Source organism: Myxococcus sp. NMCA1 (genome assembly GCF_026810205.1).
Classification (GTDB): Bacteria; Myxococcota; Myxococcia; order Myxococcales; family Myxococcaceae; genus Myxococcus; species Myxococcus xanthus_A.
Genome location: NZ_CP113950.1, coordinates 7,410,330 through 7,434,592, shown reverse-complemented (window position 1 = coordinate 7,434,592; position 24,263 = coordinate 7,410,330). Strand labels below are relative to the sequence as shown.

The 24,263-nt window shown below is 67.8% G+C and carries 15 protein-coding genes; 7 read left to right on the top strand and 8 right to left on the bottom strand.

Going from position 1 to position 24,263, the window contains the following annotated elements; all coding sequences use genetic code 11:
* Window positions 1-27: 27 nt before the first annotated feature.
* From OZ403_RS30690 to OZ403_RS30680, 3 genes are all read left to right on the top strand, one after another.
* The gene (locus OZ403_RS30690; RefSeq protein WP_140794836.1) at window positions 28-831 is read left to right on the top strand and encodes an SDR family oxidoreductase; all 804 of its coding nucleotides are present in this window, start codon (window positions 28-30) and stop codon (window positions 829-831) included.
* A 167-nt stretch (window positions 832-998) separates the two neighbouring features.
* The gene (locus OZ403_RS30685; protein WP_268782433.1) at window positions 999-6,563 is read left to right on the top strand and encodes a lamin tail domain-containing protein; all 5,565 of its coding nucleotides are present in this window, start codon (window positions 999-1,001) and stop codon (window positions 6,561-6,563) included.
* A 156-nt stretch (window positions 6,564-6,719) separates the two neighbouring features.
* Complete coding sequence (locus tag OZ403_RS30680) at window positions 6,720-8,672, top strand: M3 family metallopeptidase (protein WP_268782432.1); 1,953 nt, start codon at window positions 6,720-6,722, stop codon at window positions 8,670-8,672.
* Window positions 8,673-8,687: 15 nt separating this feature from the next.
* Here OZ403_RS30680 and OZ403_RS30675 read toward each other — a convergent pair whose 3' ends face one another.
* On the bottom strand, window positions 8,688-9,581 hold the full coding sequence (locus OZ403_RS30675) for a lipase secretion chaperone (RefSeq protein WP_268782431.1): 894 nt from the start codon (window positions 9,579-9,581) through the stop codon (window positions 8,688-8,690).
* 423 nt (window positions 9,582-10,004) lie between these two features.
* On the opposite strand from OZ403_RS30675, the gene OZ403_RS30670 reads away from it, so the two are divergent.
* Entirely contained in the window at window positions 10,005-10,283 is a 279-nt protein-coding gene (locus tag OZ403_RS30670) for a hypothetical protein (RefSeq protein WP_268782430.1), read from the top strand.
* 18 nt (window positions 10,284-10,301) lie between these two features.
* Here OZ403_RS30670 and OZ403_RS30665 read toward each other — a convergent pair whose 3' ends face one another.
* Window positions 10,302-10,778 carry a YybH family protein gene (locus OZ403_RS30665; protein ID WP_268782429.1) on the bottom strand — a complete coding sequence of 159 codons (477 nt, stop codon included), beginning with the start codon at window positions 10,776-10,778 and terminating at the stop codon, window positions 10,302-10,304.
* Window positions 10,775-13,279, bottom strand: coding sequence for a glycogen/starch/alpha-glucan phosphorylase (locus OZ403_RS30660; RefSeq protein ID WP_140799720.1), 2,505 nt, complete (start codon window positions 13,277-13,279; stop codon window positions 10,775-10,777). Before OZ403_RS30660 ends, OZ403_RS30665 begins: the two co-directional genes overlap by 4 nt.
* Before the next feature lie 225 nt (window positions 13,280-13,504).
* Between OZ403_RS30660 and OZ403_RS30655 the strand changes: the two genes are divergently transcribed.
* Window positions 13,505-14,089, top strand: a complete 585-nt coding sequence (locus OZ403_RS30655; RefSeq protein WP_140794829.1) for a TIGR02265 family protein — start codon at window positions 13,505-13,507, stop codon at window positions 14,087-14,089.
* 39 nt (window positions 14,090-14,128) lie between these two features.
* On the opposite strand, the gene OZ403_RS30650 is transcribed toward OZ403_RS30655, so the two are convergent.
* The 4 genes from OZ403_RS30650 to OZ403_RS30635 all read right to left on the bottom strand — a co-directional run bounded on the left by OZ403_RS30650 (window position 14,129) and on the right by OZ403_RS30635 (window position 20,249).
* A complete protein-coding gene (locus tag OZ403_RS30650) occupies window positions 14,129-15,307 on the bottom strand; it encodes a M23 family metallopeptidase (RefSeq protein WP_268782428.1) in 1,179 nt (392 codons plus the stop codon).
* Between the two features lie 217 nt (window positions 15,308-15,524).
* Window positions 15,525-17,018 (bottom strand): SpoVR family protein, encoded by a 1,494-nt coding sequence (locus OZ403_RS30645; protein WP_140794827.1) that lies wholly within the window; start codon window positions 17,016-17,018, stop codon window positions 15,525-15,527.
* 35 nt (window positions 17,019-17,053) lie between these two features.
* A complete protein-coding gene (locus OZ403_RS30640) occupies window positions 17,054-18,163 on the bottom strand; it encodes a DUF444 family protein (protein ID WP_090490373.1) in 1,110 nt (369 codons plus the stop codon).
* 22 nt (window positions 18,164-18,185) lie between these two features.
* Window positions 18,186-20,249, bottom strand: a complete 2,064-nt coding sequence (locus OZ403_RS30635) for a PrkA family serine protein kinase (protein WP_140794826.1) — start codon at window positions 20,247-20,249, stop codon at window positions 18,186-18,188.
* 846 nt (window positions 20,250-21,095) lie between these two features.
* Here OZ403_RS30635 and OZ403_RS30630 point away from each other — a divergent pair.
* Both OZ403_RS30630 and OZ403_RS30625 read left to right on the top strand, forming a co-directional pair.
* Window positions 21,096-21,941 (top strand): hypothetical protein, encoded by an 846-nt coding sequence (locus OZ403_RS30630; protein WP_268782427.1) that lies wholly within the window; start codon window positions 21,096-21,098, stop codon window positions 21,939-21,941.
* An 80-nt stretch (window positions 21,942-22,021) separates the two neighbouring features.
* The gene (locus OZ403_RS30625; protein WP_268782426.1) at window positions 22,022-23,608 is read left to right on the top strand and encodes an ArnT family glycosyltransferase; all 1,587 of its coding nucleotides are present in this window, start codon (window positions 22,022-22,024) and stop codon (window positions 23,606-23,608) included.
* 31 nt (window positions 23,609-23,639) lie between these two features.
* Here the strand turns inward: OZ403_RS30625 and ruvX are convergent, their stop codons facing one another.
* Window positions 23,640-24,095 (bottom strand): Holliday junction resolvase RuvX, encoded by a 456-nt coding sequence (gene ruvX, locus OZ403_RS30620; RefSeq protein WP_140794823.1) that lies wholly within the window; start codon window positions 24,093-24,095, stop codon window positions 23,640-23,642.
* Window positions 24,096-24,263 lie beyond the last annotated feature (168 nt).

Sequence of the window (24,263 nt, the reverse complement as noted above, 5' to 3'; positions counted from 1 at the left end):
GGTTGCTTCCACAGGAGACGGGTCCAAATGGCTGATGGCGTGTTCCGGGACGGGCTGCTCGCGGGCAAGGTGGCGTTCATTTCTGGCGGCAGCAGTGGCATCAACCTCGGCATCGCCGAGTCCTTCGTGAAGGCGGGCGCCAAGGTGGCCATCAACGGCCGCAACGTGGAGAAGCTCGAGGCCGCGGTGAAGGGGCTTCAGGCGCACGGCACCGCCATGGGCGTGGCGGCCGACGTCCGGGACTATGCCGCCGTGGAGAAGGCCCTCCAGACGGTGCGCGAGGCCTACGGTGAGCTGGACGTCGTCGTGTGCGGCGCCGCTGGCAACTTCCCCGCGCCCGCGCTGGGCATGTCCTCCAACGGCTTCAAGGCCGTCATGGACATCGACGTGCTGGGCACCTTCAACATCAGTCGCGCCGCCTTCGAGCACCTGCGCAAGCCGGGCGCGTCCCTCATCAACATCTCCGCGCCCCAGGCCTATCTCCCCATGGCCATGCAGGCTCACGTCTGTGCCGCCAAGGCCGGCGTGGACATGCTCACCCGCGTGCTGGCCATCGAGTGGGGTGGCTCCGGCGTGCGCGTCAATTCGATTACCCCCGGCCCCATCGACGACACGGAAGGCATGCGCCGGCTGGCCCCCAGCGACGAGGGCCGCGACAAGCTCGCCCAGGCCCTGCCGCTCCAGCGTTTCGGGAAGAAGCAGGACATCGCCCAGCTCGCGCTCTTCCTGGCGTCGGAAGGCTCGTCCTACATCACTGGCTCCATCATGGTCTGCGACGGTGGCCAGTCCCTGATGGGCGGCGGCGCGCTCATGGCCGCGCTCGGCATGTAACGGGGACGCACTCAACGGGGCATGGGTCACGATAGCCCCGTGGGTTCCACCCGGGATGCAAAGCTCTGGTGGAGGTCTACGTGGTGACGGGAGTTGTCTGGTAGAAGGCACTGGGACCTCGCGAGTGCTCTCTTCCGTGCGGGGTCCGTTCGTTCCCGGAGCCGCTCATGTCCCGTTGTCCTCTCGCGCTCACCCGGTTGCTGGGGTTGGGCGTGCTGTGCCTCGGCGTTGTGCTGGTGGGGTGTGGTGACAGCGCCACGTCGCCGCTCCCGCCGCCAGCGAAGTCCCTGCCCGACGCGGCGCTCTCCACGGTGCAGGTGGACCGGGCGGAGCAGGTGCTGGCGGACGGCGTGGACCGGGTCGCCATCACCGTGACGGTGCGGCAGAAGGACGGCTCGCCCATGGCGGGCCGCACGGTGCGGGTGGAGGTCTCCGGCGACGGGAACACCGTGACGCAGCCTGCGGACCGGACGAATGCCCAGGGCGTGGCCACCGCGTCCGTGGTGTCCACGCGAGGCGGCTCGAAGCGGGTGACGGCCTCGGTGGATGCCGAGGGAGGCGCGGTGGTGTTGGGTTCGCGTCCCGTCGTCGGCTTCACCGTGCTGCGGGCCTCGAGGCTGGCCTTCGCAGCGGCCTCGCTGTCGGCCCGAGCCGGTGCACCCATTGGCGGGCTGGACGTCGAGTTCCGGGACGCTGATGGCCGCCCGGTTCCGTCCGTCACGGGGGAGGTGACGCTCTCGCTGGCCGCTGGCCCGGGTGGGGCTTCCCTGGGAGGCACGCTCCGGGCTCAGGCCGTGGACGGCGTCGCCCGCTTCCAGGAAGTGGTGCTGACGCGCGCGGGCCTGGGCTATCAGCTCAAGGCCGAGGCCACCGGCGTCGAGGGCGCGGTCAGCCCTTCGTTCGACGTGACGCCGGCCGCCGCCGCCACCGTCGAGGTGACGGGGCTGCCGCAGACCGCCATCGCGGGCTCCACGCATGATGCGGAGGTGACGGTGCGTGACGCGTTCGGCAACGTCGCCAGTGGCTATCGCGGCACGCTGAGCGTGCAGTCCTCCGACGCCACGGCCACGCTGCCGGGCGGGCACACCTTCACGGAGGTGAACGCGGGCCGCTTCCGTTTCACGGGCATCACCCTGCGGCGGGCGGGCACCCAGCGCGTCGACGTGCAGGACGCCGCGCAAGCGGGCCTGGCGGGGCGCCAGGACGTGCGCGTCTCGGCGGACCGGACCGCGGCATTGGCTTTCGCGCGCGTGCCTTCGCATGCGTCCGTTCGCGCCGCGCTGACCGCCGTGGAGGTGGTGCTCCAGGATGCGCATGGCAACCGGACGCCCGTGGGCGCACCTTCGGTGACGCTGTCCCTGGTGCCGGCGGGTGGCGTGCCACTGCGTGGTGTCACCGAGGTGGCGCCCGTGGAGGGGCTGGCGTCGTTCTCCAGCGTGCACGTGGACACGGAGGGCCGCTTCCAGCTTCAGGCCACCGCGGATGGACTGACGCCCGCCACGAGCACGGACATCGACATCATCGACAATGTGTTCCCCTCCGTCCCTGTCCTCGCCGCGACCACGGCCACGCCCGACAGCGTCACGGTGTCCTGGACGGCGGTGGGTGATGACGGCGACCAGGGGCAGGCCGCGTCGCATGCCCTGCATTACTCGCTGAACCCGATTGAGACGGATGCGGACTTCAACCAGGCGACGCCGGTGGGCGGCCTGGGCGAGCCCGCGGAGGCTGGCACGCAGGAGTCCGCCGTCCTCACGGGCCTTCAGCCTGGCACGAACTACCACGTGGCGCTGCGCGTGGCGGACAACCAGGGCAACGCGGTCCGCTCCGCCAGCTTGATGGTGCAGACGCAGGTACAGGGCGTCACGCGGCTCGTCTTCTCCCAGCAGCCCGTGGATGGTGACGCGGGCGACACGCAGCCGGACATCCGCGTCTCGCTGCTGGATGGCGACGGACAGGTCGTCACCACGGCCACGTCGCCGGTGACGCTGACGCTGGAGGATGAGCCCGGCTTCACGCCGTTGCAGGTAGCGGCGGTCGCGGGCGTGGCGACCTTCTCGGGCGTGGTGGTGGAGCAGGCGGGTACGCACCGCTTCATCGCGGCGGCCACGGGGTTGGGCCCGGAGCCTAGCGACACGTTCACCGTCGAGCCGGGCGACGCTGTCCGTCTGGCGCTCACGGGCCTTGTTTCACCCGTGGCCGCGGGCGCCGAGGGCAGCGTGGTGGTGACGGCCCATGACGCCTTCGACAACGAGGCCACGGGCTACACCGGTGCGGTGCGCTTCACGTCCACCGACGCCGAGGCGGAACTGCCTGGTGACTACACGTTCACCGTGGCGGATGCGGGCCGGCGGACCTTCAGCGGCGTGATGCTGCTGACGTCGGGGACCCAGGGCGTCACCGTGGTGGACACGGCGCGGCCGGTGCTGACCGACACGCTCGAGGTGGAGGTGAGCACCGGTGCGGCCGCGGAGTTGGAGCTGAGCGCGCTTCCCGCGGCAGTGGCGGCCGGCGAGGCGCAGAGCCTCACCGTCACCGCGCGCGACGGCTTCGGAAACATCGTCACGGGCTACACTGGCACGGTGCGCTTCGAGTCGGATGACCCGGAGGCGACGCTGCCCGCGGACTACACCTTCGTTCCCGGACAGGACGCGGGGCAGCACACGTTCTCGGTGGCACTGGTGACTTCCGGGGCACGTTCGGTGACGGTGCGGGATGCGGGCAACGCGGGGCTGACGGCGACGGTGAGCACCCAGGTCCTGTCTGGCCCCGCCGTGCAGTTGACGGTGCAGTTGGCCTCCGCGACGACCCTCGCGGGCGAGCCCGTGGCGGCCACCGTGTCGGTGCGGGATGCACACGGCAACCTCGCCTCGGGCTACCGGGGCACCGTCCACTTCGAGATTCCGGGAGACGTCCAGGCCACCGTGCCTTCGGACTACACCTTCACCGAGTCGGACGCTGGCCAGCGCCTCTTCAATGTGACGTTCGCCGCGGTGGGCAGCGGTCAGCTCGTCGTCACGGACACCACGACGGCGACGCTGACGGGGACCGCCACCCTGTCGGTGCAGCCCGGGCTCCTCACGGCGTTGTCCGTGGAGGGGCCGGCGGAGTCCATCGTCGCGGGCGAGCCGCAGTCCTTCACCGTCTCCGCGCGTGACCGCTTCGGCAACGTGCTGACGGCATACGAGGGAGCGGTGGACCTCACGTCCACGGACCCGGAGGCCGCGCCGCTGTCGACCTTCACGTACACCGCGGCGGACCAGGGTGAGCACACCTTCACAATCACCTTCGAGACGGCGGGAGCGCAGTCGGTGACGTTCACGGACGGCGATGCCGCGGTGTCCAGTACGTCCGACTTCACCGTGGAAGCGGGCGCGCCCGTGCAGCTCGCGTTCGTCGCGCCTCCGGAGCCGGGCACCGTCCTGGAGCCGCTGTCCGAGACGCGGGTGGCCTTGCAGGATGCGTTCGGCAACGTCTCGAACGCCACGGCGCCGTCCGTGACGCTCCAGTTGGTGGGGGCGGTCGGGGTGACGCTGGGCGGCACCTTGACGGTGGCGCCGGTTGCGGGCGTGGCCGTCTTCAACGACCTCACGGTGGATCAGGCGGGTAGCTTCGTCCTCTCCGCGACCACGGAGAACCCGGCGCTGCCTACCGTTGACACGATGGTCACCATCACCGACGACGTCGCGCCCGCCGCGCCCGTGATGAGCGCAAGCCTGGTGGACAACACGACGGTTCGCCTGACGTGGCTGGCCACGGGAGACAACGGCGGCGTGGGCAACGCCGCTCGCTACGAGCTGCGCTACAGCGCGGGGCCGATTGACCCGCAGAGCTTCGCGCTGGCCAGCGAGGTGCCCACGGCGGCGCCACGGGCGCCGGGACAGGCGGAGGAAGTGATTCACGCCCTGCCGCCGTCCCAGGCGGCCACCTGGTACTTCGCGCTCCGCGTCTTCGACAGCGCGAACAATGGTAGCACCGTGGTTTTCGCCTCCATCGAAGTGCCGGGGCCCTGCGGTGATGTCGTCTGCACGCCGCGCGCGCCGGAGTGCGACGCGGACGGAGTACAGCGTGTGACCTACGCGGAGGCGTGCGTGGTGACGGCGGGCCTGGCGGAGTGCGAGTACACGCCCGCTTCGGAGGTCTGCCCGGGCCAGGACGGTGTCTGCATCGAGGGCGCCTGTGACACGGCGCCCGCGCCCGGGGCAGGGGAGTTGGTCATCAGCGAGGTCATGCACCGCCCGGATGCGAACACCACCGAATACGTGGAGCTGACCAGCATCGTCGACGGACCGCGGGACATCACGAACCTGCGCATCCGCTTCGACAATGGCGCGGGCGGCGAGACGGACTTCAGCGTGCTGACGGCCGGGGACCGGCCCCTCATCGTCCCGGGGCGGGGCACCTTCGTCCTCGCGAACAACGCGGATGCCGCCACCAACGGCGGCGTGGCGGCGCAGTATGGCTACGGGAGCACGCTCTTCGAACTCGGACACTCGGGGCACCTCTTCGTCGAGATGGGCGCCACCGTGGTGGATGACGTGGCGTACTCGGCCTCGTTCCCGCAGACGACGGGGCGCTCGATGAACCTGTCATCCGTGGTGGTGGGCTCGCGGGCCAGTCAGCACGCCTGGTACTGGTGTGACTCGGAGGCGTCACTTCCTGGCGGTGGACAGGGCACGCCGGGCGGCGCCAACGCGTCCTGCGGCGTGGAGATCACCGGCCCGGTGGACTACTGCGCCATCCAGTATCCGAAGTCCTTCGCCACGCCCATCCGGGCGGGCCGCGCGGAGTCCGTCTTCAGCCAGTTCTACGAGTCCCAGGTGAGCACCAGGAACCAGAATGGCAACGACGGCTTCCCGCACCTGGTGGCCGAGCTGGGCTATGGGACTGACGCCGCGTCACCGGACTCGTGGACGTGGGGGCCAGCGCAGGCGAACGCGGGCTTCGCCACGCCGGGCAACAACGATGAGCTGGTGGCCCCGCTGAACATCGCGGCGCCGGGCAGCTACATCTACGGCTTCCGCTACCGCTTCACCCAGGGGCCCGAGGTGGCCCAGGAGTGGGTTTACTGCGACCAGGACGGCGTCGTCGCGCAGGCGAGCACGGGCAACTACGGCACGGTGACGGTGGTACCGGCGCCGGCCGTGGCCAACCACGTCGTCATCAGCGAGGTGAGCGGCGGCCTTTCGAACTCGGCGACGAACGAGTTCGTGGAGCTCCACAACCCGACGGATGCGGACGTCGACATCAGCGGCTGGCGGCTCCAGTACAAGTCCGCGACGGGGGGCTCGTACAGCGGCAGCTACACCATTCCCGCGGGGACTTTCATCCGGGCTCATGGGTACTTCCTGCTGGGGCACAATGGCTATACCGGTCCCGTGGCGCGAGACCTGAACTACGGCACGGTGTTCGACATCTCGGCGTCACCGACGGCCGGAGGCCATGTCCGCATCGGTCCTGGGCTGACGACCAACGTCAATGACGTGGCGGTGGACAAGGTGGCGTGGGGCACAGGGAACTCGCCCGAAGGCACGGTGGCGCCCTTTCACCCCGCGTCGGGTGGCAGTCTGGAGCGGAAGGCCCTGTCCACCTCGACCTCCGCCACCATGTCCGCGGGCAGCAGTGACGAGGACTTCGGCAACGGCCGGGACTCGGACAACAACAACGCGGACTTCGTCACCCGGGCCATCCGTCAGCCACAGAACTCCCTGAGCCTGACGGAACAGCCGTAGCCGGGCTGGAAGCACCGCGTTTCCCACGGAGGCCGCCGGGCGTGCATGCGCCGGGCGGCCTCTCGCATTTCCGCCGCCAATCCCTGCTGCTCCCCGGCGTCCGGCGCATTACCTTTGCGGCCGTACCTTCGCCGTCACCACGCTCAGGAGCAGACTGTGTCAGAGAGCCAAGTCCCCGACGCCGCCCGCCTCGTCACCTGCCCACCGGCCGAATTCACGCGCGCCGGTGAGGAGGCCATGGCCGCCGCCCGAGAGGGAATCGCCCAACTCAAGGCCCTCCGTCCCCCTTACGTCACGCGCGAGGTGCTGGAGATATACGACGAGGCCACGGCCGCGCTCGACGACGCGGGAGCCCGTGCCAGCGTTGCCCGTCATGCGCACCCGGACGCCGCCATGCGCGAGGCCGCCGAGGCCGCCGAGCAGGCCCTGGAGACGCTCAGCAATGACATCCGCATGGACCGGGGCGTCTATGACGTGCTGGCCGCGCTGGACTTGTCCGGCGAGGACGCCGCCACGCGCAAGTGGATGGAGAAGGTGCTGCGCGAGTTCCGCCGTGCGGGCGTGGACCGGGATGACGCCACCCGCGCCCGGGTGAAGGCGCTCCAGGAGGAGTTGGTCCGCATCGGCCAGGAGTTCAGCCGCAACATCCGCCAGGACACGCGCACGGAGGCGCTGCCGCCGTCCGCGCTGGAGGGCCTGCCCGACGACTACGTGCGCGCCCACCCGCCCGGGCCGGACGGCAAGGTGCGCATCACCACGGACTACCCGGACATCGTCCCCTTCATGACGTACTCGCGTGATGCTCAGGCCCGCGAGCAGATGTGGCGCGTCTTCCGCCAGCGCGGCCATCCCGCCAACGCGGACGTCCTGCAGCGCATGGTGTCCCGCCGGAACGAGCTGGCCACGCTGCTGGGCTACCGGAACTGGGCGGCCTACGCGACCGAGGACAAGATGATTCGGGATGAGGGGGCCGCCTCGGACTTCATCGAGAAGATCGCCGCCGCGTCCGGCGCGCGCATGGAGCGCGACTACGCCACGCTGCTGGAGCGCAAGCGCCGCGACGTTCCTGGCGCCGAGCGCGTCAACCCGTGGGACCAGGCCTACCTGGAGGACCGCGTGAAGGCGGAGCAGTACGCCTTCGACTCGCAGGTGGTGCGGCCCTATTACGAGTACTCGCGCGTGAAGCAGGGCGTGCTCGACCTGACGGCGCGCCTGTTCGGCGTCACCTACCGCCGCGTCGCGGACGCCCCGGTGTGGCACCCGGACGTGGAGGCCTACGACGTGTTCGAGGGCACCACGCTGCGCGGGCGCTTCTACCTGGACATGCACCCGCGCGACGACAAGTACAAGCACGCGGCCCAGTTCACGCTGACCAGCGGGAAGTCGGGCCGGCGGCTGCCGGAAGGGGTGCTGGTCTGCAACTTCCCTCGTCCTGGCGCGGAGCCCGCGCTGCTCCAGCACAGCGACGTGGAGACCTTCTTCCACGAGTTCGGCCACCTGCTGCACCACATCTTCGGCGGCCACACTCGCTGGGCAGGCGTGTCCGGCGTGCGCACGGAGTGGGACTTCGTGGAGGCGCCGTCGCAGATGTTGGAGGAGTGGGCGCGTGACACCGCCAGTCTCCAGACGTTCGCGAAGCACTACCAGACGAACGAGCCCATCCCCGCGGATGTGGTGGAGCGCATGCGCCGCGCGGAGGAGTTCGGCAAGGGCCTGTGGGTGCGCCAGCAGATGTTCTACGCGGCGCTCAGCCTGGAACTGTACCGGCGCAAGCCGGAGGGCGTGGACGCGGTGTCGCTCGTGCGTGAGCTCCAGGGGAGGTTCACGCCCTTCCCGTACGTGGAGGGCACCTACTTCCACCTCTCCTTCGGCCACCTCGACGGGTACTCGTCCAACTACTACACGTACATGTGGTCGCTCGTCATCGCGAAGGACCTGTTCACGGTGTTCCAGCAGAAGGGGATGCTGTCCCCGGAGCCCGCTCAGGCCTACCGGCGCGCGGTGCTGGAGCCGGGTGGTTCCGACGATGCGGCCCGGCTGGTGAATGCCTTCCTGGGGCGCGACTACGACTTCCGTGCGTACGAGGAATGGCTCAATCAGGCGGCGTGACGTCCCGTCCGCGTTTCAGTTGCGCCCCCACTGCCGGGGGCGCGTGAAGCGGAAGAGGCCACTGGCCTCCTCCTGGGCGATGACCTCCGCCTCGGTGCCGAAGTAGCGGGCGCGCACCTCCTGGAGCCGGGCCTCCAGCGCATCGCCGGAGAGCGTCCGTGCCAGGGTCGCGCGCTCCGCCATGTACCGGAGGCCCGCTTCCCAGCGGGCATCCCGTGTCTGGTCCAGCGAGTCCCATCGCCGCAGCGCTTCGTCATTCAGCCCCATCTCCTGGCGCACGGCCCACAGGCTGCGCGCGCGTTCGGCCGGCGTCATGCCCGTCAGTTCACGTTGGACGGAGGGCAGCGCCAGGAAGCGGTTCATCGTCTCCTGCGGATGCCGGGAGAGCTGCGCTGGTGCCCCGTCTCCGTAGACCTCGCCCAGCCGCGCCTTGTAGGCAGACAGCTTCTCCGAGAGGGGCAGGTCCTGCCTCGCATCAATCACATGGAGTGCGTCCACCAGCGCCTGATGCTTCAGCTCCGAGGCCCAGAGGCGCTGTGCCGTCTCCTTCCCGAAGAGGCGGTTGCGCGCATCCCAAACGGCGGCACGGCGCTGCTTCGAGTCCAACCCTCGCAGGTAGGCGTCGTTGTCCTTTACCCACTTCTCGTAGTCCAGACGGTCGCGCAGCAGGGTGGCCAGCGCTTCGTACTGGCTGGGAAAGGCTCTGCGGAGGAATGTCTGGAGTTCTTCTCTCCACCGGTCCGGTGAGCGCGTCTGGAAATACCGCATGAGCTGCTCCAACATCCGGAGCTGGACGGCCGGTTCGTGCAGGCGCGAGCCGAAGCGCTCGAGCAGCGAGAGGCGCAGCACCTCCAACTCCAAGGCCAGGGACTCTGCCGCCGGGGCTGCTGCGCTGACGATGCCTGGCATGGGCAGACGGCTCGCCGGGGCGCCCACAAGCGTAGGAAGGGCGCGGTCGCGGGGACTCGTGGTGCCAGGGGAGGGAGGTGCGCCGGACGTATGTCCAGCGGGGAGGAGTCGCCAGCCCACGAGCAGGCCCAGGATGGCAGCACTCGTTCCCAGCACTCGTTTGGCTTGCAGGCTCATGCCGCCAGGTCCTCGGACGTGACGGCTCCAATGCCAATCGCCTCCCAGTCCTTCGAGCGGAGTCGGGGGCCTCGGATGTCCGCTGAAGCGCAGCGGACCACCGTGGATGTGTTCCGCACAACGCAGCGCGTAGGCCTGGAAGGTGTTGTATGCATGTTTTTAGTGATTTTCTGATTCTTCCAGGCTGGATGATGTATAACCCCGAGAGCCAGTCCTGATGTCTGGCAATCAAAAGGGGAAGACACCATGAAGAAGGCGATGACTTTGTTTGCCAGCGTTTCGCTCGGGTTCCTCGTCAGTGCGTGCGGAGGGCCGGAGATGGAAGAGGTCGATGCCGACGGCTCGACGCTGACCACGGCGGAGCAGGCTATCTGTGAGGGCTACGGCCCGGGTGCGGTGTGTACCTACAAGTGCACCAGCGCGTCTGAGTGGAAATTCGTCGGTGGCGTCGCCTGGGGCGACTGTCAGGACGTGGCGAACTCCAGATGCGGGCACACGGCCTACGGCGCCTGCTGGAGCCGCTGAGCCCGTCCCGGCCTGACCTCAGGGCCTCCCACGTCGCACCAGGGGCAGCCCGGCCTGGGCATACGTCCGCTTCTCGCGCAGACGTCCTGCTTCCCAGTGCAGGACGTCCAGCCCGTACCAGCCGAAGTGCTGGCCGTACAGCAGCCGGTACATGAGCTGGCGCGGGCCGCGGCGCGCGGATACCTCGTGCTGACAGCGCCAGCGCAACACCACCTTGCCCGCGGGCGCATCCACCACCATGTCCTCGGTGAGGAATCGGATGCGCCCGAAGTCACCGCGAAACTGCGCGGCGAAGGCCTCGCGTACCTGCGCGAGGCCCCGGCACAGCTTCCCGTCGTACGTCTCGTACAGCGCGTCCGGCGTGAAGTACGCCATCACCGCGTCCAAATCGTCGCGGTTGAAGGCGTCGGTGAAGGCCCGCACCACCTCTTCCAGCGCCCTCCGGCCGGTGTCGTCACCGTCCGGGAGGGAAGGGGATGCGGGCCCTGTGCTCACGGATCCACCGGCGTCGGCTGGATGCGCCAGATCTCCTCGGCGTACTGCTTGATGGTCCGGTCCGAGGAGAAGATGCCGCCGCGCGCCACGTTGATGATGCACTTGCGCGCCCAGCCGTCGGCGTCTTTGTAGGCGTGCGCGACGTCCTCTTGCTTCGCCATGTACGACGGGAAGTCCGCCAGCATGAGGTAGCGGTCCTCCTCCAGGAGGCTGTCCACCAGCGGCTTGAAGAGGTGCTTGTCCTCCGGCGAGAAGAAGCCGGTGGAAATCAGGTCCAGCGCCTCGCGGAGCTCCTGGTGCTGGTTGTACTCGTCGCGCGGGCGGTAGCCCTCGCGCTTGCGGGCAATCACCTCGTCCGCCGTGAGGCCGAAGAGGAAGAAGTTCTCGTCGCCCACCGCGTCGCGAATCTCCACGTTGGCGCCGTCCAGCGTGCCCAGCGTCAGCGCGCCGTTGAGCATCAGCTTCATGTTGCCGGTGCCGGACGCCTCCATGCCCGCGGTGGAGATCTGCTCGGACACGTCCGCGGCGGGGATGATGCGCTCGGCCAGGCTCACCCGGTAGTTGGGGGCGAAGACCACCTGCAGGCCCGTGGTGCCCGCGTCGCTGTTCACCACCTCGGCGATGCCGTTGATGAGCCGGATGGTCAGCTTCGCCAGGTGGTAGCCCGGCGCCGCCTTGGCGCCGAAGATGAACGCCCGCGGGTGGATGATGGTGGACGGATCCCTGCGCGCCTTCATCCACAGCGCCACGATGTGCAGCGCGTTGAGGAGCTGGCGCTTGTACTCGTGCAGGCGCTTGATCTGCACGTCGAAGATGGCGTCCGGATTGAGCTGCACCCAGCGCAAGTCACGGATGTGCCGGGCCAGGTCTTCCTTGTTGGCGCGCTTCACGTCGCGGAAGGCCTTGCGGAACTCCGGGTCCTCCGCGTGCGCCTCCAACTGGGTGAGCTTGTCCAGGTCCGTGGCCCAGCCCTCGCCGATGCGGGACGTAATCAGCTTGGACAGGCGGGGGTTGCACCACGCCAGCCAGCGGCGCGGCGTCACGCCGTTCGTCTTGTTGTTGAACCGCTCCGGGTTCATGGCCGCGAAGTCCGTCAGCACGTCCCGGCGCAGCAGGTCGGTGTGCAGCGCGGCCACGCCGTTGACGCTGTGGCTGCCGACGACGGCGAGGTGGGCCATGCGAATCTTCTTCTCGGCCCCTTCCTCCACCAGGCTCATCCGCTGCATCTTCTCCTGGTCGTACGGGTAGCGAATCTGCACCTGCCGCAGGAAGCGCGAGTTGATTTCGTAGATGATTTCCAGGTGGCGGGGCAGCAGCCGCTCGAAGAGCGTCGCCGGCCACTTCTCCATCGCCTCGGCCAGCAGCGTGTGGTTGGTGTAGCCGAACGTCTCCTGGGTAATCGTCCACGCCTCGTCCCAGAGCAGGCGCTTCTCGTCCACCAGCACGCGCATCAGCTCCGCCACGCCAATGGCCGGGTGCGTGTCGTTGAGCTGGATGGCCGCCTTGCGGGAGAAGTCCTTGAAGTCCGTGTGGTTCTTCAGATAGCGCCGGACGATGTCCGCGATGGAGCACGCGACGAAGAAGTACTGCTGCTTGAGCCGCAGCTCCTTGCCGGCCTGGAACGCGTCGTTGGGGTAGAGGACCTTGGAGATGACCTCCGAGTCGTTCTTCTCCACCACCGAGCGCTCGTAGTCGCCCGCGTTGAACAGCAGCAGGTCGAACTCCTCGGAGGCGCGCGCCTGCCACAGCCGCAGCGTGTTGACGGTGTTGTTGTGGTACCCGGCGATGGGCGTGTCATACGGAACGCCCACCACCGTCTTGCCGCCCACCCAGCGCGCCACGGGACGGCCATCCGGGCCCTGGTGGTGCTCCACGCGCCCGAAGAAGCGCACCGGCACCGCCTTCTCCGGCCGGACGATTTCCCACGGGTTGCCGAACTTGAGCCACTCGTCGGCGCGCTCCACCTGGTACCCGTCGACGATGTCCTGCGTGAAGATGCCGAACTCGTAGCGGATGCCGTACCCCATGCCGGGGTAGGCCAGCGTGGCCAGCGACTCCATGAAACACGCGGCCAGGCGGCCCAGGCCGCCGTTGCCCAGGCCCGCGTCCGGCTCCATCTCCAGCAGGTTGGTGAGGTCCACCCCCACCTCCTGCATCGACTCGGCGGCCGCTTCGTACATCCCCAGGTTCAGCAGGTTGTTGCCCAGGGCCCGACCCAGCAGGTACTCGGCGGACAGGTAGTAGGCGCGCTTGACGTCCTTCTCGTAATACGTGCGCGACGTCTTCACCCACCGGTCCGCCAGCCTGTCACGCACCGCGAGCGACAGCGCCATGAAGCGGTCGTGAGGGGTGGACGACTCGTAGTTCTTTCCGCGCGAATAGCGGACGTGGTCGAGGAAGGAACGGCGCAAGCTGGCCGCGTCATGCCCGAGCCCGCTGTCGTCGGTCGTGGCCGGCTGGGCGGGGCGGGGCTGCTGGGAGGCGGAGGCAGGAGGGGCCATGTCGCTGGGTATCTCTGGACGGAGTTGCTGCGGGTTCATGGTTTCGCGGGCCCCGGGGTTTCCCGGGTACGCGAAGGTGCGTCAGGCTAGCGCAGCCGTGTCTCGCATCGCACCGGTAAAGCGCGTCCCAGCCCCTCGGGACAGCTCACCTGGAAGGGCGGCAGACTGCCTGTCGGTGGATGGCGCGCCAACCCGGAGACGGATTGATGTAGAAATCCATCCGCCATGGGCTTTCTGCAGAACGACCTCGAACAACGATTGGCCGTCATCCGTCCCGACGACACGGTGCGCGGGCTCGTCTTCAACGCGGTGTTCAACCTGGCGGAGAGGAAGCTGGGCGCGGAGGCGGCCACGCGCCTGCGTGAGCCCTTCTTCAAGCGCTCCCCGGTGGACTTCTTCTCCTACCCGGCCGTGGATGCCCTGCGCCTCTTGTACGCGACCTCGGAGGCGTTGACGCCCGTCTATGGCTCCAGGGAGGACGCGGTGCGGGCCTGCGGCGCCGCGGCCGTCACGCACTTCTTCCAGTCCACGGTGGGGCAGACGCTCAACCGGCTCATCGGCAAGGGCGACCCCAAGCGGCTCCTCTCCCACGCGCCCACCGCGTACTCGACGCTGGTGAGCTACGGCCGGCGCGAATTCGCCGTGCTGGGAGACAAGCAGGTGCGCCTGGCCTTCCACGGGGACATGCAGCCGGTGCAGTACCACGAGGGCGTCTTGCAGGAGGCGCTGAGCGTCGTCGGCTGCAAGAGCCGGGTGGTGGGCACGCCTCGCGGCGTGACGGGCGCTGACTACGTCATCACCTGGGAGTAGGCCCGCGGCGCGCGTCCCAGGGATGGGACGCGCACGGCGTCACGGCATGGCCGCAGCCTGCCCGGCGACGGCGGCCATGGACACGGCCTCCATCTGCCCCGTCAGCTCCTGTGCCTTGGCGAGGAAGTCCGGCAGCAGCTCCTTGGGCAGCGGGTCCGCACGGGGGAACTGCTGGTTGAGCGGGTTGGTGTACTGGCCGTTGCGCTTGAGGCCGAAGTGCAGGTGCGGCCCGGTGGAGCGGCCGGTGTTGCCGGAGTAGGCGATGACCTGCTTCTGCCGCACGCGGGTGCCCGCGCGGATGTCTTCGCCGAAGCGCGACAGGTGCATGTACTGCGTCTCGAAGCCGTTGGCGTGGCGGATGACCACCATGTTGCCTGCGGCGCCCGAGTAGCCCGCCTGCGTCACCGTGCCGTCCGCCACCGCCCACACCGGGGTTCCAATGGGGGTGCCGTAGTCCACGCCGTTGTGGGCCTTGAGGTACTTGAGCACCGGGTGGAAGCGCGAGCCGAAGCGGCTGGTGACGTTGGCGTACTTCAGGGGCGTCTTGAGGAAGGTCTTCTTCGCGCTGGCGCCCTCCTCGTTGAAGTAGTTGGGCTGCCCGTCCGGGAGCACGTAGCGGTACACCTTCTTGTTGCCCACCAGGCCGCCCGCATACGTCGCCGCCAGCACGTCGCCGTAGCGCAGCAGGCGGCCCTTGGAAACGAACTTCTCCACCAGCGCGCGCGCCGTGTCGCCCTTGCGCACGTCACGGTAGAAGTCGATGTCCCAGGCGAACACGTCCGCCAGCACCATGCCGATGGCCGGGTCCTCACCGGCGGCCACCGCCGCCTCGTACAGCGACGACTGGATTTCCAGCGCCACGACGGCGACCTGCTTCTCCACTTCGATGGCGCGCTTGCTGCCCACGTACTTCTCGCCGTCGCGGCGGACCTGCCACTCGTCCACCATGCTCTGGCGGTAGTCGAAGAAGTCCAACTCCCCGTCGCGCATGACGAGCCGCAGCTGGTCACCCACGCGCGACTTGCGAAAGTCGAACACGCCCTCCAGCGCGGAGATGACGGCGGCCACCTGCGCGTCCGGGAGCTGCGCGTCGTGCAACGCCTGCGCGAGCGTCTGGCGCGGCTCGATACGGCGGTTCTTGATGACGTGACGGACCGCGGCTTCGGACGTCGAAGCCAGCAGCGCGGCGGCCAGGCAGAGCAGGGGAGCGATTCTCATGGGGGCGGCGGCCGAGTGTAGTGGACACCCTGGCGCTCGCCCAGCGAAGGGCCGGGAAATTTCCGGGCTCGGCTGCCTGGCTGCTTGAAGCCACCGAGGAGCGCCTGGCCCGGCCTCCGGCGCATCGACGAGGCTGTGTCCGCGGGCCCGCGCTACCTCGAACAGGCGATGCCGTCGGTGAACCTCTGACGCACCGCCCGGGGCCGGGCAGGGCCGCTCAGAGTTCCACCTTCCGCTCGGAGTGGCTCTGCCCGTCGAAGCGCAGCATGGCGCCCTTGTTGTCATACCGCGTGAGGATGTTGACGGGCCGGCGCCACAGGGACTGGAGGTTGCGCAGCGTCTCGCGCGCGTAGTCGCCCTTGAGGTCTTGACCGTCGTGGCGGTGCGCCAGCAGCAGCTCGCTGCGGTTCTCGAAGTTGCCGTCCACCACTTCGATGATGGGCTGGCCGAAGTTGGTGAGCCCCTGGAGGAGCTTGTTCTTCACCTTCCGGAACTCGCGGTCGAGGATCTCCCACGAGTTGCGCTTGTCGTTGAAGCCGTACACGAAGAGCTTCTGCTCCATCGCGAACTCGGGCGTCAGGAACGTGTCGATGAAGGTGATGTCGTTGTAGTGCTTGCGGACCTCGAAAATCTTCTCGCGGCCGGCGCCCAGCTTCTTGTCCCAGGCGCGGCGCGCGCGCAAATCATCGCACTCGTCCCACTCCTTGCCGAAGCGGCCCTTGTTCCACCGCTCCTCGATGTCCCGCCACAGCTCGATGCCCAGCTTGTATGGGTTGATGGCGCCAGGGCGGGTCCCCATGGTGCCGGAGTGGTGGTCCGCGTAGTCGATGATTTCGTCGTCCTTGAGGGCCCGGCGCGTCATGATGGTGGAGTGCCAGTAGCTGGCCCACCCCTCGTTCATGATCTTCGTCTGGCCCTGGGGCGCGAAGTAGTAGGCCTCGTCGCGCAGAATCGCGAGGATGTCCGCTTCCCACGGCTCCAGCGGCGCCTCCTCCAGCAGGAAGAGCAGCACGTCGCGCTGCGGGCGCTCGGGGAACTTCTTGGCGCGCTGCTTCTCGTCCTCCACCTTCTTGCGCTGCGAGTCGAGAAACTCGGACGGGTTGATGTAGCCGCGCATGTACTCGCGGCCCACCTTGAAGCCCTCCACGCGCTCGTTGGCCTTGAGCTCGTCCTCGGCCTTCTTCGGGTCCGGGTTGCGCCGGATGTGCGGCGCGTGCTGGTCGATGAGGTTCTCCAGGCTCAGCGTCCGGTCGATGAAGTCCTCGACCTTCTCCACGCCAATCTTGTCCACCCAGCGCCGCACCCGCGTGGCGTGGTTGGCCATCTCATCAATCATCCGGCGGTTGGTGTGCCGGAAGGAGAAGTTGTTCTTGAAGAAGTCGCAGTGGCCGTAGACGTGGGCCATGACGAGCTTCTGGTCCACCTCCGGGTTGCTCTCCATCAAGTAGGCGTAGCAAGGGTCGTTGTTGATGACGAGCTCGTAGATTTTACTCAGCCCGTACTCGTAGCCCTTGGCGAGCTGCTCGTACTCCATGCCCCAGCGCCAGTGGGGATAGCGGGTGGGGAAGCCGCCGTAGGCGGCCACCATGTTCATCTCGTCGTAGGACACCATCTCGAAGCGCGTGTCGAAGAAGTCCAGGCCGAACTCCTTGGCGTAGCCATGGATTTCGTCCCGGAGCGCGGCGAGGCGAGGGGTGAGGCTCTTGGGCATCGGGCAGTCGCTCCGGTGGGAAAGGACCGCTGAAGTCAGCGGCCCTTGCCGAGGAAGTCCTTGATGGACGCGTAGATGGCGTCCTTGTCCGCGATTTCGCTCAGCGCGACGTTGGGCGTGTCCCCCACCGCCTCGCGCAAATCCTTGATGAACTGGCCGCTGCCGTAGGGTGACTCCACCTGGCCGTAGGCGAACTGGTTGACGTTGGGCAGCACGTCGTTGCGCAGCATTTCAATGCACTGCCGCGTGTCGTCCGCGCTCCAGTTGTCCCCGTCGCTGAAGTGGAACGGGTAGATGTTCCAAGCGCTCTTCGGGTAGTCCGCCAGGATGATGTCCCGGCAGAGCTTGTAGGCGCTGGAGATCATCGTCCCGCCGGACTCGCGGGTGTGGAAGAACGTGTCGCGGTCCACCTCGCGCGCCACCGCGTCGTGGATGATGTAGCGCGCCTCCAGGCCCTTGTATTGGTGGCGCAGCCACGTATCGAGCCAGAAGCTCTCGATGCGGACGATCTCCTTCTGCTCGTCACCCATGGAGCCGGACACGTCCATCATGTAGATGATGACCGCGTTCGTTTCGGGCAGGTCCTGGAGCTTGTAGCTGCGGTAGCGGCGGTCCTCGCGCGTGGGGATGATGACGGGCCGCGCCGGGTCATATGTGCCAGCGGCAATCTGCCGCCGCAGGGCCTGCTTGAAGGTCCGCTTGAAGTGCCGCAGCGACTCCGGGCCGGTGGTGTTGACGCCGGTGTAGCGGATCTTCTGGGTGATGATGCGCTCGTTCTGCCGCCGCTCGATGTTGGGCAGCTGCAGCTCCTCGCCCAGAATCTGAGCGAGCTCGTCGAGCGTGACGTCCACCTCCATGGCGTGGTCGCCTTCGCCCTGGCCGGCCTGCTTGCCCTCCCCGGGCTCCACCGCCCCGGGGCCGAGCTGCTGGCCGACCTCGCCGTCACCCTGTCCGACGCCACCCTGTTCCTTGTGGCCGTACTTGAAGCGGGGGATGTCGATGAAGGGGATGGGGATGGAGATGGCGTCCTTCCCCTTCTTCCCAATCATCTCGCCCTTCTGCACGTACTTGCGCAGGTTGGCTTTGATCTTCCCCCGGACGATCTGTTTGAAGCGGGAGTGGTCCTGGTGGATCTTCAAGGTCACGACGGCTCGCCCCTCTCTGGTGTTACTCCTTCGCGTCGCCGCGGGCGAAGATGCTGGCCACGAAGTTCAGCACGTCCGTGGAGCAGATCTCGCAGTAGCCGTAGTTCTTCATCATCCGGTCCTTCACCAGGTCGATCTTCTCCTGCGTCTCCTTGTCGACGACGGAGGACACCAGGTTCTTGAGCTTGATGCTGTCCTTCTGGTCCTCGAACAGCTTCAGCTCCAGCGACTTGTGGAGCCGCTCGTTGGTCCGGTAGTTGAAGGTCTTCCCCTCCACCGCGAGCGCGCCGATGTAGTTCATGATTTCGCGGCGGAAGTCGTCCTTGCGGGTATCGGGGATGTCGATCTTCTCCTCGATGGACCGCATCAGCCGCTCATCGGGCTCCTCGTAGAGGCCGGTGTACTTGTTCTTGACCTTCTCCTTCTGGGTGTAGGCCTTGATGTTGTCGATGTAGTTGCCGCACAGCTTGGCGATGGCGTCCTCGTCCGCGGAGATGGCGCGCTGGACCTCGTTCTTGACGATGTCCTCGTACTCCTGCTTCACGGACGTGAGCAGCTCCTTCATCCCCTTGCGCGTGTCCTCGTTGTTGATGAGGGAGTGCGTCTTGAGGCCGGCCTCCAACTCGTTGAGGACCATGAAGGGGTTGATGCAGCCCTCGCCCTTGTCGCTCACCAGGGCGTTGGAGATCTTGTCCTGGATGTAGCGCGGGGAGATGCCCTCCAGGCCCTCGCGGTTGCTCTCCTTGCGCAGCTCCTTGATGTTGTCCTCGGTGAAGTTCGGGAGCGTCTTGCCGTTGTAGAGCTTGAGCTTCTGGAGCAGCGACAGGTTGTGCTTCTTGGGCTCCTCCAGGCGCGTGAGGACGGCCCACATGGCGGCCATCTCCAGCGTGTGCGGAGCGATGTGCTTGCCCTTGATGGCGCGGGAGTTGAAGTCCTTCTCGTAGATCTTCACCTCTTCGGACAGCTTGGTGATGTACGGGACGTCAATCTTCACCGTGCGGTCTCTCAGGGCCTCCATGAACTCGTTGTTCTCGAGCTTCTTGTACTCGGGCTCGTTGGTGTGGCCGAGGATGACCTCGTCGATGTCCGTCTGCGGGAACTTCTTCGGCTTGATCTTGTGCTCCTGCGACGCGCCGAGCAGGTCGTAGAGGAACGCGACGTCCAGCTTCAGCACCTCGACGAACTCAATGATGCCGCGGTTGGCGATGTTGAACTCGCCATCGAAGTTGAAGGCGCGCGGGTCGGAGTCGGAGCCGTACTCGGCGATCTTCCGGTAGTTGATGTCACCGGTGAGTTCGGTGGAGTCCTGGTTCTTCTCGTCCTTGGGCTGGAAGGTGCCGATGCCCACGCGGTCCTTCTCGCTGAAGACGAGCCGGTTGACGCGGATGTGGCCCATGACCTTGGCGAAGTCGCCCTGGTACTGCGTCATCAGTTCCTTGAAGACGAAGCGGCAGGCGGGGCACAGCTCGGAGCCGTCCGGAATGGTGTAGCCGGACTCGGGCGGGGACACCTCGGCGTAGACCTTGGAGCGCCACTCCCGGGGGATGAGGTTGAGTGGCTCCTCGTTCATCGGGCACTTCATCTTCTCCTTCACCGGGGCGCCGTCGGCGCCCTTCTTGTCGGTGAGCCAGGAGAAGGTGTACGCGGCGCCCTCCGGCGTCTTCGAGTAGTCCTCGGTGCCCTTCTTCAGCAGGCGAGCGATGGTGGACTTGGACGAGCCCACGGGGCCGTGGAGGAGGATGACGCGCTTCTCGGTGCCGTAGCCCTGGGCGGCGGACTTGAAGACGTTGACCAGCTTCATGAGCGGGACATCGAGCCCGAAGATGGCGTCACGGCCGCCGAACTTCTCGTCACTGAAGAAGTGGTAGCGGATGAGCTTCTTCTTGTTGTCGATGTACTCCGTCTTTCCGTGGCTGAGGATCATGTCGTAGATCCTCTGGAAGGCGGTGCGGGTGACCTTGGGGTTCTGCCGGACGATTTCGAGGTACTCCTCGAACGAGCCTTCCCAGTTGAGCTCCGCGTAGGTCTTCACGTCCTGCAACGCGGCGATTCTGGAGACCCACGAACCCTTCTCAGCGTCCTTCATGTCTCTCCCTCGGAGCCACCCGGGGACGCGGAAAGCCGCGCCGACAGGGGGGCCAAAATGGTCAACCTGGAGGGCATGACTGCCATTCCACACCCACCCCGACGAGGTCCCAGGCACGACAGCCCTGCTGCCCCTTCGGGACCCCGCCGCGGAGTGGGACCGCGCGTTACGCTCGTGTCAGGGGTGGAACGCCCGAAGGCGCACCCCCTTCACGGGGTGAAAAGGCATCTTGATTATAAGGGCCCTCGCCCACGGGGGTAGGCGCACACCGGCTGCACGAGGGGTAGTGAACGCCTGAACGGTCATTTCCCCAGCGCCCGGCAGCAGCAATGCTCGTGTGGGTTGTGGGGCAGCGTGTCCGTTCACTCCACATGTCGGCGCGGAGCCTTCACGGGCGAGGCTGGCGTCGCATGAATGAAAGCAGACGAGCGGTCGTGCGGGATGGGCATCGGGTGCCGAGTGAGCGTTGAGCGCCGGACACGCGTCCGCGAGGCGACAACGGGATGATGCGTCGCTCACGTCACGATGAGGCGCGACGGACATCGCTTCATGCCATGCCAGGTATCGGGCACGCGGGAAGGGGGCCCGTCGTTGGCGTGCTTTGCCGTGAATGAAACGCGACACGGCTCATCCGCGTCGGCGCGGTGCAGCCCATGCTTCACTCGAAGGGTCTCCCATCCTGGACGGCTCATCGGGAGTGCACGAGAGGAAGGCCTCTGAGCATGGCGTGTGCAACGGGGCTCGGCGCCTGTCCTTCCGTGGAGCCTCCTGGTGCCCGTCCTGCTCGTCGCAACCTGTCTTCTTGGCGCATGGGTTCAAGCAACAGTCCCTCCTGCGGAGGGAGACGTGGTGGCGACGGCGCTGCTCGATGCGGGGCGCGCACCCCGCCGCGCGCTGCGGCTGGCGCAGCGGCCAGGGTGGAGCCAGGGCATGGTGGTGTCAGTCTCTCCCGAGGTTGAGACGGTGCTGGGAGTGGGGGCCGGCCGCGAGTCGCGAACGGAGTATGGCCCCGAGGTCTCGGTGCCGCTCTACATGGAATGGCAGGCGGGGGCGGGGAGGGGACAGGCGCATTACCACGTGCGGGTGGGGCGTCCCGAGGTCCGCGCCGTGGACGATGAGGGGATGGAGCCAGCGTGGCGGTTGGCGGAGGAGCTGGGCGCGGTGAGTGGCCGGGATGGAGTCGTGGTGCTCTCCGACCGGGGGACGCCGGTTCAGGCATGGCTGCAACTGGGGCCCGGGGCTTCCGCGGCATTGAGCACCCTGGTGCGGGCGGCGCTGTCCTCGGACTGGCTCGTCACCCCGCGGTTTCCAGAAGAGCCCGTGGGAGCAGGAGGGCGCTGGGTCGTGGCGCGGGCCATGGAGGGAGGGCTGGCCGTCGTCACATACGAGTTGGTGGAGCTGGATGGCGCCCGCGGCCGGGTGCGCTTCCTTCTTCTGTCCCAGGGCGCGGACGGCCCTCCAACCCCCAGGGCCGAGGGCGAGCTGCGTTTCGACCTGAGCCGCCCGTTTCCCGAGCGGCTGGAGATCAGTTACACGTCGCGCGCCGAGCTGGGGACGCAGGGCGCCCGGCGGCTGGAGGTGGTCCGCCGCACGCGGGTGACGCTGGAGTCCGGCAGCCCCTTGGCCCCGGCGCACCCTGAAATGATTGCAGCCCCCTGGATATCGGAAGGGGAGCAGGTTCGCGCACCGTGAAATCGGCCGCGCTCCCCGAGCAAGGGAACAATGGGCGTTGGCTTGGCTTTGGGCCGTGCCTGCGTATCCTGCCGCGCGTCATGGCCACCGCCCCCGCCCCCCTCTCCGTTTCGCCTCCCCACGCACCTGGCCTGTCGGCGGTGCCTGCCCCTCAGCACGAGCCAGGCACCTGGCTGCTCGTCGGGCTGTTGCTGGTGGCGGCGCTGGTGCCGCGGCTGGGCGTGTTCTTCGTCAATGAGAACCTCTTCGGTGACGCGGTGGTGCGCACGGAGCTGGCGGAGCGCTGGTTGCGGGCGCCGCACATCATCACCGCCTATGGGGACGGGGCCTACCAGTTCGGTCCGTTGCATATGTACCTGGTGGGCGCGGCGCTGTCGGTGTTCGACCGGGAGGTCGCGGGCCGCGTGGTGAGCCTGCTGTTCGGCGTGCTGTCGGTGGTGCCGCTGTTCGCGCTGACGCGCAGGCTCTTCGGCTGGCGCGCGGGCGTGGTGGCTGGCCTGTCCTTCGCGGCGTGGGGCATGCACATGCAGTTCTCCACCACGGCCTGCAGCGAGGCGGTGTCCCTCTTCTTCATGCTGGCCACCTTCGCCCTGTACGCGGAAGGCGTGGATGACAACCGCTTCCTGCCCCTGTTCCAGGCGGCGTTGATGCTCAACCTGGCGTGCGCGCTTCGCTATGACGCGTGGATGTACATCCCGCTGCTCACGGGGGCGTTGTGCTTCAGCAGCCAGGACAAGGTGGTGTCGCTGACCCGGGCCGTGGGCTTTGGCCTGGTGTGCCTGCCGTTCCCCCTGTTGTGGATGCAGGGAAATGAGCTGATGCACGGCAACCCGTTCTTCCCGGTGGCGGCGGTGGAGGACTTCCACCACAACTGGGTGAAGTCGTCCCTGGGCTCGGGGTCGAACGTGCTCTGGCGGCTGCAGCAACTGGGGTTCTGGCCCGGCATCGCCATGCTCACGCTGTCGCCCCTCGTGGCGCTCCTGGGCATGGCGGGCATGGTCCGCGCGTGGCGCTCGCGTCCGGACACGCGCTGGCTGGTGGCCGCGGCGGTGCTTCCCGCTGCCTACTTCACCTTCCGGGCGGCGGTGCTGCTGACCTTCGTTCCGCTGGGCCGCTTCACGGTGACACAGGTCGCGCTGGTCCCCGTCTTCGTGGCCTTCGGCTTCGCCGGGCTGGTGGGAGCGCGTGGAGGGCCCGTGCTGCGCAAGGCCCTGGCGGGCGTGACGGTGCTGGTCGCCGTGGCCGTGCCGGTGGCGATGGGCATCTATACGTTCCGTGCCGACGGGCCGCTGCAGACCACGATGCGCCCCATCAGCCCCACGTCCACGAATCCCGTGGCGCTGATGCAGGTGGCGAAGTTCCTGAAGGTGGAAGTCGCCGCCAAGGGTGGGGCCGCCGCGCTCGACATCGACCCGAACTACATGGACCTGCAGCTGGCCTTCTTCTCCGGCCTTCCCGAGGAGCGGCTGGCGCGCGTGCGCTGGGACACCTTCCGCCAGCGCATGCAGGAGGCCCGGCCGGACGTGCTGGTCCGCTTCGACGGTGGAGCGCTGGCGAAGGAGGCGGGCGTGAAGCTGGAGGAGCGCTCGCTGCTGCTGGACGGCGTGGCCTACCAGAAGCTGGATGGCTTCACCGCGCCGCTTCACGTGTACAGGCGTCAGCCGTAGCACGGGTGCTTGGAGGAGCCCTCAAGCCCCCTCAGGGCTCCGAGTCGTAGTCGTCGGGGTGGTAGTCGGTATCAGGCGGCCGGTGGGCGTCCAGCCATCCTTGGAGGATGAACTGCGCGGCCACCTGGTCGATGACCTCCCGGCGACGGGCCCGGCTGACGTCCGCCTCGAGCAGGGTCCGTGTGGCGGCCACGGTCGAAAGCCGCTCGTCCCATAGCTCCACCGTCACCCCCAGCGACTGGGTCAGGGTGTCCGCGAACTTCCGGGACGCCTCGGCGCGCGGGCCCTCGCTGCCGTCCATGTTGAGCGGCAGGCCCAGCACGACGTGGGTCACCTCATGTTCGCTCGCGACGGTGGCCAGCGCCGCGAGGTCCGCCTTGAGCGACGTGCGGCGAACGGTGGTGACGCCTTGGGCCGTGAGGCCCAGGCCGTCCGAGACGGCCACTCCAATGGTTTTGGTGCCCAGGTCCAGGCCCATGGTGCGCATGCCGCGGAACTTAACCGCAATCCTTCGTCGTGGACCGCTCCGTCCGCGCCTGGGGACGTGCCCCTGCTTCGGTGAGTGCTAACCGCAGGAATTCGCTGGGGGCCTCCCACGCCCACGGACGGCACCGCCGCTGCAATCCAGCGGTCCCGTCCGAAGGACGACTGCGCG